The sequence below is a fragment of the Pseudomonas sp. MF6755 genome (genome assembly GCF_016405635.1).
GTDB lineage: Bacteria > Pseudomonadota > Gammaproteobacteria > Pseudomonadales > Pseudomonadaceae > Aquipseudomonas > Aquipseudomonas haemolytica.
On sequence record NZ_JAEKDA010000008.1, the window covers coordinates 233,861 to 246,401 of the forward strand.

The following is a 12,541-nucleotide window of genomic DNA, read 5'->3' on the forward strand; positions in this document are numbered from 1 at the left end:
ATCAAACAGCTGACTCAGATCACTTCATTGGCACATTCCATTGTGAATTAATGACTTGGGACGCAAATCAGTGGGCAATAAGAACCTTGGAAAGGCGCGATCCAGAGCGGCCTTTGCACTTATTTCGAATTATTTTGCGGTGGGCATGGACAGTTGAAACTAGACCCTATTCCCGAATGTGCAACCTTTTTCGGCTGTGTTCGACGAGCGTTTGATTTAGGCGTATTTAAATTCTAAATAAGCCTAAACTTCACCTCTTGAAGACCCATAAGTTATGAACCTGTTGGTTTAAATACGGTCGCCAATAAACGCTACACTCCCCCCGTTTAATATTGAGTGCACACGTGTCAGCTCAAGTTGTTAGTTAATTCAGGAGACTTCATGCCGCAACCGGCCCACAAACTTCGGCTTAGTGCCCTGATCGCCCTGGTGGTTGGCTCAATGATTGGTGGTGGGATCTTCTCGCTCCCGCAAAATATGGCCGCCCGTGCAGAGGTGGGCGCTGTATTGATCGGCTGGGGCATCACCGCCATCGGCATGCTGACGCTGGCGTTTGTCTTCCAGACGTTGGCCAATCGCAAACCCGAACTGGATTCCGGCGTATATGCCTATGCCAAGGCCGGTTTCGGTGACTACATGGGTTTCTCATCCGCCTGGGGTTACTGGATCAGCGCGTGGATGGGCAACGTTGGCTACTTCGTGTTGCTGTTCAGCACGCTCGGCTACTTTTTTCCGGCGTTCGGCCAGGGCAATACACCGCTGGCGATCGGCTGCGCATCGCTGTTGCTATGGGCGGTGCATTTCCTGGTGATGCGCGGGATCAAGGAGGCCGCGTTTATCAACCAGATCACCACGGTGGCGAAGATCGTGCCGCTGTTGGTGTTCATCGTGATCGCCGCTGTCGCGTTCAAGGCGGATATCTTCACCCGCGATATCTGGGGCCTGGGCAACCCACAAATGGGCAGTGTGGTCGAGCAGGTGCGCCACATGATGCTGGTCACGGTGTTTGTGTTTATCGGCATCGAAGGTGCAAGTGTGTACTCCGCGCGGGCGCAGAAACGCTCGGATGTGGGGCGCGCCACGCTGATTGGATTTCTGGGGGTGCTGGCATTGCTGGTGCTGGTGAATGTGCTGTCCCTGGGCATCATGAGCCAGCCGGAACTGGCGCAATTGCAGAACCCGTCCCTGGCCGGCGTGCTGGAGCATATCGTCGGGCCGTGGGGCGCCATGCTGATCAGCCTCGGGCTGGCGGTGTCGCTGCTCGGCGCGCTGCTGTCCTGGGCGCTGTTGTGCGCCGAAATCCTCTACGCCACTGCTCACGATAAAACCATGCCGGCGTTCCTGAAAAAGGAAAATGCCAACCAGGTGCCGGTCAACGCCCTGTGGCTGACCAATGTGATGATTCAGATCTTCCTGGTGATCACGCTGTTTTCGCAGAGCACCTACACCACGCTGATCTATCTGGCGTCGTCGATGATCCTGGTGCCCTACCTGTGGTCGGCGGCCTATGCGGTGCTGTTGAGCGGGCGCGGCGAAACCTATGCCGGCGCCCAGCGCCAGCGCATGAAGGATTTACTGGTGGGGCTGATTGCCCTCGGTTACGCGGTATGGCTGTTGTATGCGGGGGGCTTGAAGTACTTGCTGCTGTCGGCACTGCTGTATGCGCCGGGTGTGATCCTGTTCGCCCTGGCCAAGCGTGAGCAGGGCCAACCCTTGTTTACCCACATGGAAAAAGGCATTTTCAGCTGTGTGATCGCGGGCGCCGGGGTGGCGGCGTACGGGTTGTATAGCGGGGTTTTGTCGTTGTGAGAGGGGCATTGGATGGAGGGTGGCTGTACTGGCCTCATCGGGGGCAAGCCCCCTCCCACACTTGACCGAGTAGTTCCTTTGAAATGCGGCCGAATGTGGGAGGGGGCTTGCCCCCGATGGCGGTCTTCAGGTCACCACTGAGGCCGGTGCGCGCCCAATTCCCCGGCTGGCAAATCCCACTGCAAGGGCGTGCCGCTGATGCTCAACGGAGACAGCAACCGATGGGCCTGCCCCCACGCCGTCTGCTCCACCACCAACCCCTGATCGCTTGGCTCTTCGGCACGCAACGCTACCTGCTCCGGCACTTGCCCCGCATCCACCAACAACTTCGCCGTGCGCGCCAATGACAAGCGCGCTGACCCACCCCGGCCGGATGCCAGGCGTTCGCTCAAGGCCCGGATCGCACTGGCGGCCATCAGGTAGCCGGTGGCGTGATCCAGCGCCTGCAACGGCAGCGGCACCGGTTTATCCGCCTGCTTCCAGGCCATGCCCGCCTCGGCAATGCCGCTGCTCATCTGCACCAGGCTGTCGAAACCGCGACGATTGCGCCACGGCCCGCTCCACCCGTAGGCGTTGAGGCTGACGTCGATCAGCCCGGGGGCGAGGTGTTGCCGTTCGCCAGCGGTGTAACCCAGTTGCTCCAGTGCATCGGCACGGTAACCGTGGAACAGCACGTCAGCGTCCTTGAGCAACGCTTCGAATACCTGCCGGCCTTCAGGGCTTTTCAGGTCGAGGCGGGCGCAGCGCTTGCCCAAAGTCATTTCCGGTACCACGCCGGGTTCGTTCCAGGTCGGCGAGTCGATGCGCAATACGTCCGCACCTAATCCTGCAAGGAAGCGACTGGCCACGGGGCCGGCGAGCACGCGGGTCAAGTCCAGCACCTTGACGCCGGCCAACGGGCGGGCAGCCGAACCGAGCCAGGGTTTGTCGGTGGCGCTTTCGAAGACCTGCCGCTGTATCAATTCCTCGGCATTTACCGCCAAGCCTTGTGGGTGCTGCTGCCAGGCTTGCCACGAACGCATCTGCGCCGCACAACCGCCGGCGTCGACGATCGCCTGTTCCAGGTCAGCGGCGCTCCATGTCGCGACTTTGGTCGCCATCTCGGCGCGGTCGGCAACACGCCCCAGCACCCGCTCGACCGCTGCGCGGTGATGGGGCGCATTGGTGTGCAAACGAATCCAGCCGTCGGTACTGGCGTAGTCGCCCGCCACCGGGTCCCATAGCGGTGGCACTTGCCAACCCACTGGGCGAATCGAAGAGGAGAACCACAGCGACGCGAGGCGTCGGTCCACACTGACGCTGGGCAGGCGCCCGGTTTGTAGCTGGATCAACTGGGCGACAGCCTGGCCGGCAGCGCCGATGCTGGCGGCGGCCAGGTCAGTGACGGCGAAGGTCGAGGGCAGCGCGCCGACTTCAGTCATGGGCGGCGCGGTGTGTGGTAGATCGAGTGCGGCTTGGATGGGAGTCAGCAGGTCAGTCATCAAAGGCCCTCCGTAAGAGAAGGGCCACTATAGAAGATCTTCACACGGGTGTGAGAACGCCTGGTTCCAGCGGCAGGTCGATGCTGGCGATAAAACCGCCGTCAGGGTGATTGGCCAGGATCAGGTTGCCGCCATGGCGCTCGGCAGCGCGACGCGCGATGGCCAGCCCCAGGCCATGGCCTTGAGCAACCTGGCCGGGGGCGCGGTAGAACGGCTCGCCCAGTTGGCTCAGGTGCTCGGCGTCAACGCCGGGGCCGTGGTCGCGTACGCTGATCAGAATGCGCCCGCCTTGGTGCTGGGCCTGCAATTCAATCGGTTGGCCGACCGGGTTGAAGCGTTGGGCGTTGCGCAGCAGGTTATCCACGGCCCGTTCGATCATGGTCGGCCAGCCTTTGAGGTGCAGGTCGGCGTCGGTGCGCAATTGCACCGCTTGGTCCGGCGCGCCGAGCTGAGCGTCCTTTTGCAGGGTCTTGAGCAGCGGGTTGAGGTCGATGTCTTCGGCGCTGGCATTGTCGGCGTCGACCCGTGCCAGTACCAGGATCTCGCTGATCAAGGCTTCCAGGCGGTCGCATTCGCGGGTCAGGCGCGGCCAGAGTTTCTCGCGTTCTTCGGGGCTGGCGCGTTCGGCCAGGGCCAAGGCGATACGCAAGCGCGCCAGGGGCGAGCGCAGTTCGTGGGAGACATCGCGCAGCAACTGGCGCTGGCTGCCGATCAGGCTTTGCAGGCGCGCGCCCATGCGGTTGAAGTCGGTGGCCAGCACGCCGAATTCATCGCGCCGATTGGCCAATTGCGCCAGGCTGTTTTGTTGATAAGTGGCTCGGCCCAGGTCATGCACCGCGCCGCGCAGGCGGCTGAGTGGGCGGGTAATGGACAGCGTCACCAACAGGCTGAACAGGGTCAGCACCACCAGGGTAATCGCCAATGCACTGAACGGCCACAACAGGCTGCTGCGGTGCCAGGCGTCCAGCTCCGGGTGAGGAATGCGGTAGATCAACAGGTAGGTGTCGCCGGTTTTGTCGCTGGTGTACTCGGCGGTCAGACGCCGCCAGGGCAGGTGGCCGTCCTGGCTGTCATTCTGCCGGGCTTCGAAGGCGGCGGCGCGGCGCGGGAAGGTGCCGCGCACCACTGGCTCGCCACTTTCGTTGAGCACTTGCACGTCGATGTGGTACTGGCGTTTGCGCTGTTGCAGCAAATCCTGGGCGGCGTCCTCGCCCTGGGCTTCGTAGAGTTGCGTCCACTCTTGCGCCAGGTTGTTGAGGCCGGGGTGGCGGCTGAGAATCCAGGCGTCCTGGTTGAGCATGTGCCCAAGCAGGATCGACAACCCGGCAACCAGGGCAATAGCCAGCCAGAAACTTGCCAGGATACGCCAGAACAATGAACGCACAGGAAACCCTCAAACAGGAAAAGCCCAGTGGCGTGAACCACTGGGCTGTAGGCTTAACGCTCGCGCATTATTGCGCTTTTTGCGCTTGCTGGGCTTTCCAGGCCTGGAATTCCTTCCACTCGGCACGGCGCTCGGCTTGCTTCTTGACGATCTCGTCGTATTTCTTCTGTTGGTCGGGCTTGAGCAGGGCGCGGATGTCGGCCTGGGTTTTCTGCTTGCCGGCGGCGATTTCGTCTTGCATAGCTTTCTGGTCAGCGGCCGGGAGTTTGTCCAGGTACTTTTTGACCAGGTCTTTGCGAGCGTGCCATTGATCACCCATCAGCTTGCCGATCTGCTGGCGCTGTTCCTTGCTCAGGTCCAGTTGGCTGAACGGGCCACCTTTGCCACGCGGACCGTGTTCACCACCGTGGCCCGGGCCACCCATCATGTGGCCGGAAGGTTCGCCCATCGGGCCTGCGCCTTCTGGCATGGCCATGGCAACGGTAGGCAGTGCAGCGGCGAGCATCAAAGCGATAAGGGTCTTGCGCATGGTGATTCTCCTGTCTCTATTCCGGTGAGTCCGGATGTGAGTAGGTTACGCAGAACAAGGTCAGCCGCCGTCAGGAGAGGGTAAAGGTTTGGTAAGGCTGGGGGTGGCAGCTTCAAGCGGCAAGCTGCCCCTAGAGGCTGTAGTAGTAACCGCGACTGCGCAACGCCACGATCCGTGGCCGGCCATCCGCGTGCGGGCCGATCTTTTTGCGCAGGTTGCTGACGTGCATGTCCAGGCTGCGATCGTAAAGGGTCAGCTTGCGACCCAGGGCGATCTGCGCCAATTCCTGTTTATCCAGGGGCTCGCCGGGTTGGCGTAACAGGGCTTCGAGCAGGCGGCTTTCGGAGACGGTGAGGGTGAATTCCTGCTCATCGATGCTGACCACGCCGCGTACCGGGCTGAAGCACAGGTCGCCCAGTTCGAGCTGGGTCGACACCGCGGCCGGATGGCTGCGGCGCAGTACCGCGCGCAGGCGCGCAGTCAGCTCGCGAGGGTCGCAGGGCTTGGCCAGGTAATCGTCGGCGCCCAGTTCCAGGCCGAGGATGCGGTCCAGGGGTTCGCCACGGGCCGAGAGCATCAGCACCGGCAGCTCCGGATGGTCGTTGCGCAATTGCTTGAGCAGCTCCAGGCCGCTGCCGTCAGGCAGCATCACATCCAGCACAACCGCCGCCGGGGCGGCTTCGGCCAAGGCTTTGCGGGCGCTCAAGCCATCGTGGCAGGCGCGCACCTGGAAACCTTCCTGGCTCAGCCAACTGGTCAGCAGCTCACAGAGCTCCTGGTCATCATCAATCAGTAACAGCTCGCTCATGACTCACTCAATTTAGCCATTGTCGACGGCGACGGTGCCCACCGCTGGCGAAGATCCCACACAGCAGGGCGATCAGGGCGACGGCCCCGCCGGTGACGAACCATTGCTGCTGTTCGGTCAGCCAGCGGGTCAAGGCCCCGCCCTGCGTCTCTTTGAGTTGCTGGGCCAGGCGTTGGTTCTCTTGGCGCAAACGACTTAATTGAGCGCTTTCGCGGGTAGCGTCTGCGCGTTGCAGTTGTTTGCTCAGTTCTTCACGCTGGCGTTCGCTGTCTTTCAAACGTTGCTGCAACTCGGTGACCTGGGCGTCGGCACTCGAGGGCAGGGGCGCGGCAGCGCCGGTGTTCGAGGCCTCTTCAGCGTGGGCCGTAGCCCCGATCGTTAACACTGCCAACAGGCACAACTGACGTAAGCGCATCGGAACTCCTGATTCCACACGAATATTCAGAACGTTGTCGGCAGGTTACCGGGAATAATGAGCCATTAGGAGTACGCCGAACCGATTTGGTTCGGCGCCGCCGGGCTCAAGGCAGGACTTGCTTGAACGGCTTGACCACGACATTGGCGTAGACACCTGCCGCGACATACGGGTCAGCATCGGCCCAGGCCTTGGCGTGGGCCAGGGAGGCAAACTCGGCGACAATCAGGCTACCGGTGAAACCGGCCTCGCCCGGGTCATTGCTGTCCACCGCAGGATGCGGGCCGGCCAGCACGATTCGGCCTTCGGCCTGCAGCTGTTTGAGGCGTTCGACATGGGCCGGGCGCACGCTCAGGCGTTTTTCCAGTGAGTCGGCAACATCGGTAGCAATGATGGCGTAGAGCATGTCAGTCCTCGGTTTTCGGCGTGGTAGGGGCGGTGTCATGCAGGTGACGCGACAGGTAGATACCCTGACCGATCAGGAACAACACGGTCATGCCCAGGCTGCCGAACACTTTGAAGTCGACCCAGTAGTCCTGGAAGGTAAAGGCCACGAACAGGTTGGCGGCACCGCAGAACAGGAAAAACACGATCCAGGCCACGTTCAGGCGTACCCACACCGGCTCCGGCAAGGTCAGCGCGTGGCCCATGATCCGCTTGATCAGCAGGCGGTCACCAATGAAGTGGCTGCCGATAAACACCAGCGCGAACAGCCAGTTGACGACCGGGGCTTTCCATTTAAGGAAGGTTTCGCTGTGGAAGGCCAGGGTCAGGCCGCCGAAGACCAGGCAGGCGACGAGGGTCAGCCATTGGCTTTTTTCTAGCTTGCGCTGGGAGATGAAGATGGCGCCGTAGACCACGATAGAGCTGATGATCAGCACGGCAGTGGCACTGTAGATGCCCCCGAAGGACAGCGGGTGACCGGCGATTTCGATGACCCTGGGGTCGAGTTTGGTAACGATGAAAAACAGCAACAGCGGGATGAAGTCGATGAATTGTTTCACAGTAAGAGCCAGAAGCTGGATGTGGCGGCATAATAACAAACATCCTTGGTTGCGATAGCGCCAGCTGACTTGAGGTTACACACCCCCGTGAATGTTGATTTGCACTGCCACAGCACAGCCTCCGACGGCGCCCTGGCGCCCGCGATACTGGTTGCGCGTGCGTTTGAAAAAGGCGTGCGAGTCCTGTCGTTGACCGACCATGACACCCTCGAGGGCCTCGATGAAGCCCGTGAAGCTGCGCACTCCCTGGGCATGCAACTGGTCAACGGTGTGGAATTGTCCTGCACCTGGGGCGGCGCCACCATTCATGTGCTCGGCTATGGTTTCGATCAACATGCCCCGCCACTGGTAGCGGCCATCGCCCAATTGCACGATGGCCGCTGGCTGCGGTCCGAAGAAATAAGCCGCAAGCTCAGCCTTAAAGGCATGCCCGGTGCCCTGGACGGCGCCCGCGCCATCCAGCAGGAACTGGGCGACAGCGGTAACGCACCGGCCCGTCCGCATTTTGCCGACTGGATGGTGCGCGAAGGTTATGTCAAGGATCGCGCCGAAGCCTTTCGCAAATGGCTGGGGGCCGGCAAGTTGGGCGATGTGAAGCTGCATTGGCCGACCCTGGAAGACACCGTAGAGACCTTGCGGGCCTCCGGCGCCTGGGTCAGCCTGGCGCATCCCTGGCATTACGATTTCACCCGCAGCAAGCGTCGCAAGCTGATCAGCGACTATATTGGAGCGGGCGGCCACGCAATTGAAGTGGTTAACGGGCATCAACCCGCCGAACAGGTGGGTAGCCTGGCGATTCTTGCCCGCGAATTTGGTCTGCTGGTCAGTGCCGGCAGTGATTTTCATGGCCCAGGCGGCTGGTCCGAGATTGGTGAGTATCGCCAGGTCCCGGAAGATCTGCCGCTGTTGTGGGGGCGATTCAAGCATGACCCCATTATTGCCACCGTCTGAACAGGTAGAACACGTGAGTCAATTCTTCCAGATTCATCCGGAAAACCCTCAAGCGCGCCTGATCAAACAGGCCGTGGAGATCATCCGTGCCGGCGGCGTGGTGATCTACCCGACTGATTCGTCCTATGCCATTGGTTGCCAGATCGGCGACAAGGGCGCGGTCGAGCGCGTTAGGCGCCTGCGCCAGTTGGACGACAAGCACAACTTCGCGCTGATTTGCAGCGACCTGTCCCAGTTGGGGCTGTTCGCCAAGGTCGACACCGGCACCTTCCGCCTGCTCAAGGCCCACACGCCGGGGCCCTATACCTTCATTCTCAACGCCACCCGCGAAGTGCCGCGCCTGTTGCTGCACCCGAAGAAACGTACCATCGGCCTGCGTGTGCCGGAACACCCGATAGCCCTGGCGCTGCTGGCTGAACTGGGTGAACCGCTGATGAGCGTGTCGTTGATTCTGCCGGGTGAAACCGAGCCGCTGTACGACCCTTACGAAATGCGGCGCCTGCTGGAAAAGCACGTCGACCTGATCATCGACGGCGGCTACGGCGGCAACAAGGCCTCCACCGTGATCAACCTCGCCGACGGCGAACCGGAGGTGGTGCGCGTGGGTTGCGGCGATCCGACCCCGTTCATGGTCGAGGCCTGAATGTCGGTCGTGGAAACCGCTGATCCCCAGGCCGGCGCCCAGCAGGAACTGCCGTTTGCCATGGTGTATGGCCAGGCGGTCATGGAAATGCCCCTGGACCTGTACATCCCGCCGGATGCCCTGGAGGTGTTTCTTGAAGCCTTCGAAGGCCCGCTGGACTTGCTGCTGTACCTGATTCGCAAGCAGAACATCAATATCCTCGACATCCCCGTGGCGGAAATCACCCGCCAGTACATGGGCTACGTCGAGCTGATGCAGTCGGTGCGCCTGGAACTGGCCGCCGAGTACCTGGTGATGGCCGCCATGCTTGCCGAGATCAAGTCGCGCATGCTGTTGCCGCGCTCGGAAACGGTGGAAGCCGAAGAGGATGACCCGCGCGCCGAGCTGATCCGTCGCCTGCAGGAATACGAGCGCTTCAAGGCCGCTGCCGAAGGCATCGACGGCCTGAGCCGTGTGGGCCGTGATGTGGTGGTGCCCAAGCTCGATGCGCCCGAAGCGCGTGCGCGCAAATTGCTGCCGGATGTGAGCCTGGAAGAATTGCTGATGTCCATGGCCGAAGTACTGCGCCGTGGCGACATGTTTGAACACCATCAGGTCAGCCGTGAGGCGCTGTCCACCCGCGAGCGCATGAGCGATGTGCTGGAGCGTCTCAAAGGCGGTGGTTTTGTGCCGTTTGTCGAGCTGTTCACCGCCGAGGAGGGGCGACTTGGGGTCGTGGTGACCTTTATGGCGATCCTTGAACTGGTCAAGGAGTCCTTGGTGGAGCTGGTCCAGAATGAGCCTTTTGCGGCTATCCACGTGCGGGCGCGAGCCGAATAAAGAGCTGAATCGATGAATCTGACTGAACCCCGCGAACTGGCACCCTTGCTGGAAGCCTTTCTCCTGGCCTCGGGTAAACCGCAATCCCTGGAGCGCTTGTTCGAACTCTTCGAGGAAGCCGAGCGCCCGGAGCCGCCGGTATTCAAGAAGGCCCTGGAGATCCTGCGCAAATCCTGCGACGGCCGCGCCTTTGAATTGCGCGAAGTGGCGTCGGGTTATCGTCTGCAGATTCGTGAGAAATTTTCGCCGTGGGTCGGCCGGTTGTGGGAAGAACGCCCGCAGCGTTATTCCCGAGCGATGCTGGAGACCATGGCGCTGATCGCCTATCGCCAGCCGATCACCCGTGGCGAAATCGAAGATGTGCGGGGCGTGGCGGTCAACAGCCATATCGTCAAGACCCTGCTGGAGCGCGAGTGGATCCGCATCGTCGGCTACCGTGACGTGCCGGGCAAACCGGCGATGTTCGCTACCACCAAGGTGTTCCTCGATCACTTCAACCTGAAAAATCTCGACGATTTGCCGCCCCTGGCCGAACTGCGCGAAATGGAGGCCGAGCCGGTGCTGGACTTCGACGATGCGCCGGTCCCGGCCAGCCTGCAGGAACTGGCCGACGCCAGCGCCGAGCCTGAAGAGCCCAAGGATGAAACCAGTTTCCATACCTTGCTGCTTGAGCTGGACGATATGGAGCAGGGGCTCAAGACCGATTTCGACGACTTGCTGCGTGACGGCGCGGCTGAACCTGAAACCCAGGTGAACGTTGAAGTTGAGCCTGAAGTCGAAGCAGAAGCCGAGGAAGATATCCTCGGCGTGGCCCAAGCCCGGGAAAAACTCCTGGCCGCTGTCGCTGCCCTAGAACAGCCACCGCTGAGCGACGAAGAAGACGAAGCCCGGGCGTTGGCCGAAGCTATTGAGGCGGAGCGCCGCGAATTCGAAGATTGATGCGGTCAATGTGGGAGGGGGCTTGCCCTCGATAGCGGTGTGTCAGTCAACAGTTGCATCAACTGACCCACTGCCATCGGGAGCAAGCCCCCTCCCACATTTGATCCCCATTGCCTGGGAGAAAACATGAACTCCACCAAAGACCCGTGCATCAGCATCTGCAAATTCAACGACGACATCTGCGTCGGCTGCGGGCGCAGCAAGCGTGAAATCCGCGCCTGGAAGAAACTCGATAAAGTCGACAAGCGCACAGTATTGGCCGAAGCCGAGCTGCGCTTGCTGGCCCTGGGTGCCACCGGTCGGCGGAAAAGCAAATGACTTGGTGCTTATCGACTAGTCTGTGATGCGCAACACGCGCCATGCGCGTATGATTCGCGACCCCTTGGCGACCTCTTCGTCCAAGGCCCCGCTTTCAACACTCTTCAGGCCACGCCTGAATCGACCCACCGGGAGGTGCTTAAGATGAACGACAAAGACCAGAACGACAGCCAGGAAATCGGCCCAGCAGGCGAAAAACTGCAAAAGGTGCTGGCGCGTATCGGCGTGGGCTCGCGCCGCGACGTCGAAGCCTGGATCACCCAGAAGCGCATCAAGGTCAACGGCGTCGAGGCCACCCTCGGCCAACGCGTTGACTTGCACGATGCAATCACCATTGATGGCAAGGTCATCAAGCGTGAAGAGGCTGCCGAATCGGTACGCCGCGTGATCATGTACAACAAGCCCGATGGCGAGATCTGCACCCGTGACGACCCGGAAGGCCGTCCGACCGTGTTCGACAAGATGCCCAAGCCCAAAGAAGGCCGCTGGATCAACATCGGCCGTCTGGACATCAACACCACCGGCTTGCTGATGTTCACCACTGACGGTGAACTGGCCAACCGCCTGATGCACCCGTCCTACGAGATGGACCGTGAATACGCCGTGCGTGTACGTGGTGAAGTCGATGACGAGATGATCGAACGCCTCAAGGCGGGCGTGGTGCTGGAAGACGGCCCGGCCAAGTTCACCGACATCAAGCAGGCGCCAGGTGGTGAAGGTTTCAACCACTGGTACCACTGCGTGGTGATGGAAGGCCGTAACCGTGAAGTGCGTCGCTTGTGGGAGTCCCAGGGCCTGGTGGTCAGCCGCCTGAAACGCGTGCGTTTCGGCCCGGTGTTCCTGAACTCCGACCTGCCGATGGGCCGCTGGCGCGAAATGAGCCAGTACGAAGTCGACATCCTCAGCGCCGAAGTTGGCCTGACGCCCGTCGCCATGCCGCAGATGAACGCCAAGAGCAAAGACAAGCTTGAGCGTATGCAGCGTAAATCTTCGCGCCCGGTAGCGCGTACCGAGCGCGTGGCCCGCACGCTGCGCCCGGCGCTGAATGCACCAGCCACTGGCGGGCGTATCTCCCGTGAGCCGCAGATCGAAGGCGAGCGTCGCCCAACCGCGCCGTCCCGTCAGGAAGGCGACCGTGCTCCACGCACACCACGCCCAGCCCCGGCGGGGGGTCGCAGCAACCGTGGTGAAGCCGATCGCCCAGCTGACAACGCCAGCACCAAGCGTCCGGCCAAGCCGGCCGCTAACAAGCGCCCTGGCCCTAAGCTGGTAGCCGATGAGCCGTCGGGCAAGCGCCGCGGCGCACCGGCCGGTTCCGGCCAGCGTCCGGGCTTTGGTCGCAAGAAGCCGCAGTGATGCTTTAAGTGCTACACAAAAACGCCAACCTCAGGGTTGGCGTTTTTTTTGATCTAAATTTGAAATGCAATCAACTGTGTTTTCG

14 protein-coding genes are annotated in these 12,541 nt (G+C 61.5%); 7 read left to right on the plus strand and 7 right to left on the minus strand.

Going from position 1 to position 12,541, the window contains the following annotated elements:
* Nucleotides 1-381 precede the first annotated feature (381 nt).
* Nucleotides 382-1,809 carry an arginine-ornithine antiporter gene (gene arcD / locus JFT66_RS12820; RefSeq protein ID WP_034115736.1) on the plus strand — a complete coding sequence of 476 codons (1,428 nt, stop codon included), beginning with the start codon at nt 382-384 and terminating at the stop codon, nt 1,807-1,809.
* Nucleotides 1,810-1,940: 131 nt separating this feature from the next.
* Here the strand turns inward: arcD and JFT66_RS12825 are convergent, their stop codons facing one another.
* The 7 genes from JFT66_RS12825 to JFT66_RS12855 form a co-directional block, all read right to left on the minus strand.
* Complete coding sequence (locus tag JFT66_RS12825; RefSeq protein WP_034115735.1) at nt 1,941-3,290, minus strand: CoA transferase; 1,350 nt, start codon at nt 3,288-3,290, stop codon at nt 1,941-1,943.
* A gap of 40 nt (nt 3,291-3,330) precedes the next feature.
* The gene (locus JFT66_RS12830) at nt 3,331-4,674 is read right to left on the minus strand and encodes a sensor histidine kinase (protein ID WP_198859363.1); all 1,344 of its coding nucleotides are present in this window, start codon (nt 4,672-4,674) and stop codon (nt 3,331-3,333) included.
* Nucleotides 4,675-4,741: 67 nt separating this feature from the next.
* Nucleotides 4,742-5,203, minus strand: coding sequence for an LTXXQ domain protein (locus JFT66_RS12835; RefSeq protein ID WP_034115733.1), 462 nt, complete (start codon nt 5,201-5,203; stop codon nt 4,742-4,744).
* 130 nt (nt 5,204-5,333) lie between these two features.
* On the minus strand, nt 5,334-6,011 hold the full coding sequence (locus tag JFT66_RS12840; protein WP_034115732.1) for a response regulator transcription factor: 678 nt from the start codon (nt 6,009-6,011) through the stop codon (nt 5,334-5,336).
* Nucleotides 6,012-6,018: 7 nt separating this feature from the next.
* Nucleotides 6,019-6,426 (minus strand): translation initiation factor 2, encoded by a 408-nt coding sequence (locus tag JFT66_RS12845; RefSeq protein WP_034115731.1) that lies wholly within the window; start codon nt 6,424-6,426, stop codon nt 6,019-6,021.
* A gap of 106 nt (nt 6,427-6,532) precedes the next feature.
* On the minus strand, nt 6,533-6,832 hold the full coding sequence (locus tag JFT66_RS12850; protein ID WP_153872490.1) for a YciI family protein: 300 nt from the start codon (nt 6,830-6,832) through the stop codon (nt 6,533-6,535).
* Nucleotide 6,833: 1 nt separating this feature from the next.
* A complete protein-coding gene (locus JFT66_RS12855) occupies nt 6,834-7,430 on the minus strand; it encodes a septation protein A (protein WP_034115729.1) in 597 nt (198 codons plus the stop codon).
* A gap of 87 nt (nt 7,431-7,517) precedes the next feature.
* Here JFT66_RS12855 and JFT66_RS12860 point away from each other — a divergent pair, with 87 nt between their 5' ends.
* From JFT66_RS12860 to rluB, 6 genes are all read left to right on the plus strand, one after another.
* Complete coding sequence (locus JFT66_RS12860) at nt 7,518-8,381, plus strand: PHP domain-containing protein (protein ID WP_198859364.1); 864 nt, start codon at nt 7,518-7,520, stop codon at nt 8,379-8,381.
* Nucleotides 8,382-8,394: 13 nt separating this feature from the next.
* The gene (locus JFT66_RS12865; RefSeq protein ID WP_034115727.1) at nt 8,395-9,024 is read left to right on the plus strand and encodes an L-threonylcarbamoyladenylate synthase; all 630 of its coding nucleotides are present in this window, start codon (nt 8,395-8,397) and stop codon (nt 9,022-9,024) included.
* A gap of 120 nt (nt 9,025-9,144) precedes the next feature.
* Nucleotides 9,145-9,843 carry a segregation and condensation protein A gene (locus tag JFT66_RS12870; protein WP_178115112.1) on the plus strand — a complete coding sequence of 233 codons (699 nt, stop codon included), beginning with the start codon at nt 9,145-9,147 and terminating at the stop codon, nt 9,841-9,843.
* Nucleotides 9,844-9,855: 12 nt separating this feature from the next.
* Nucleotides 9,856-10,782: an SMC-Scp complex subunit ScpB gene (gene scpB, locus JFT66_RS12875; protein ID WP_034115725.1), complete on the plus strand. Its 927-nt coding sequence runs from the start codon at nt 9,856-9,858 to the stop codon at nt 10,780-10,782.
* A gap of 126 nt (nt 10,783-10,908) precedes the next feature.
* A complete protein-coding gene (locus JFT66_RS12880) occupies nt 10,909-11,100 on the plus strand; it encodes a DUF1289 domain-containing protein (RefSeq protein WP_034115724.1) in 192 nt (63 codons plus the stop codon).
* A 144-nt stretch (nt 11,101-11,244) separates the two neighbouring features.
* Nucleotides 11,245-12,456: a 23S rRNA pseudouridine(2605) synthase RluB gene (rluB, locus tag JFT66_RS12885; RefSeq protein WP_071484392.1), complete on the plus strand. Its 1,212-nt coding sequence runs from the start codon at nt 11,245-11,247 to the stop codon at nt 12,454-12,456.
* Nucleotides 12,457-12,541 lie beyond the last annotated feature (85 nt).

Excerpts from the sequence above, each read along its gene's own strand:
- arcD (WP_034115736.1), top strand. The coding sequence starts at position 382 with ATGCCGCAACCGGCCCACAAACTTCGGCTTAGTGCCCTGATCGCCCTG.
- JFT66_RS12825 (WP_034115735.1), bottom strand. The coding sequence starts at position 3,290 with ATGACTGACCTGCTGACTCCCATCCAAGCCGCACTCGATCTACCACAC.
- JFT66_RS12835 (WP_034115733.1), bottom strand. The coding sequence starts at position 5,203 with ATGCGCAAGACCCTTATCGCTTTGATGCTCGCCGCTGCACTGCCTACC.
- JFT66_RS12840 (WP_034115732.1), bottom strand. The coding sequence starts at position 6,011 with ATGAGCGAGCTGTTACTGATTGATGATGACCAGGAGCTCTGTGAGCTG.
- JFT66_RS12845 (WP_034115731.1), bottom strand. The coding sequence starts at position 6,426 with ATGCGCTTACGTCAGTTGTGCCTGTTGGCAGTGTTAACGATCGGGGCT.
- JFT66_RS12850 (WP_153872490.1), bottom strand. The coding sequence starts at position 6,832 with ATGCTCTACGCCATCATTGCTACCGATGTTGCCGACTCACTGGAAAAA.
- scpB (WP_034115725.1), top strand. The coding sequence starts at position 9,856 with ATGAATCTGACTGAACCCCGCGAACTGGCACCCTTGCTGGAAGCCTTT.
- JFT66_RS12880 (WP_034115724.1), top strand. The coding sequence starts at position 10,909 with ATGAACTCCACCAAAGACCCGTGCATCAGCATCTGCAAATTCAACGAC.
- rluB (WP_071484392.1), top strand. The coding sequence starts at position 11,245 with ATGAACGACAAAGACCAGAACGACAGCCAGGAAATCGGCCCAGCAGGC.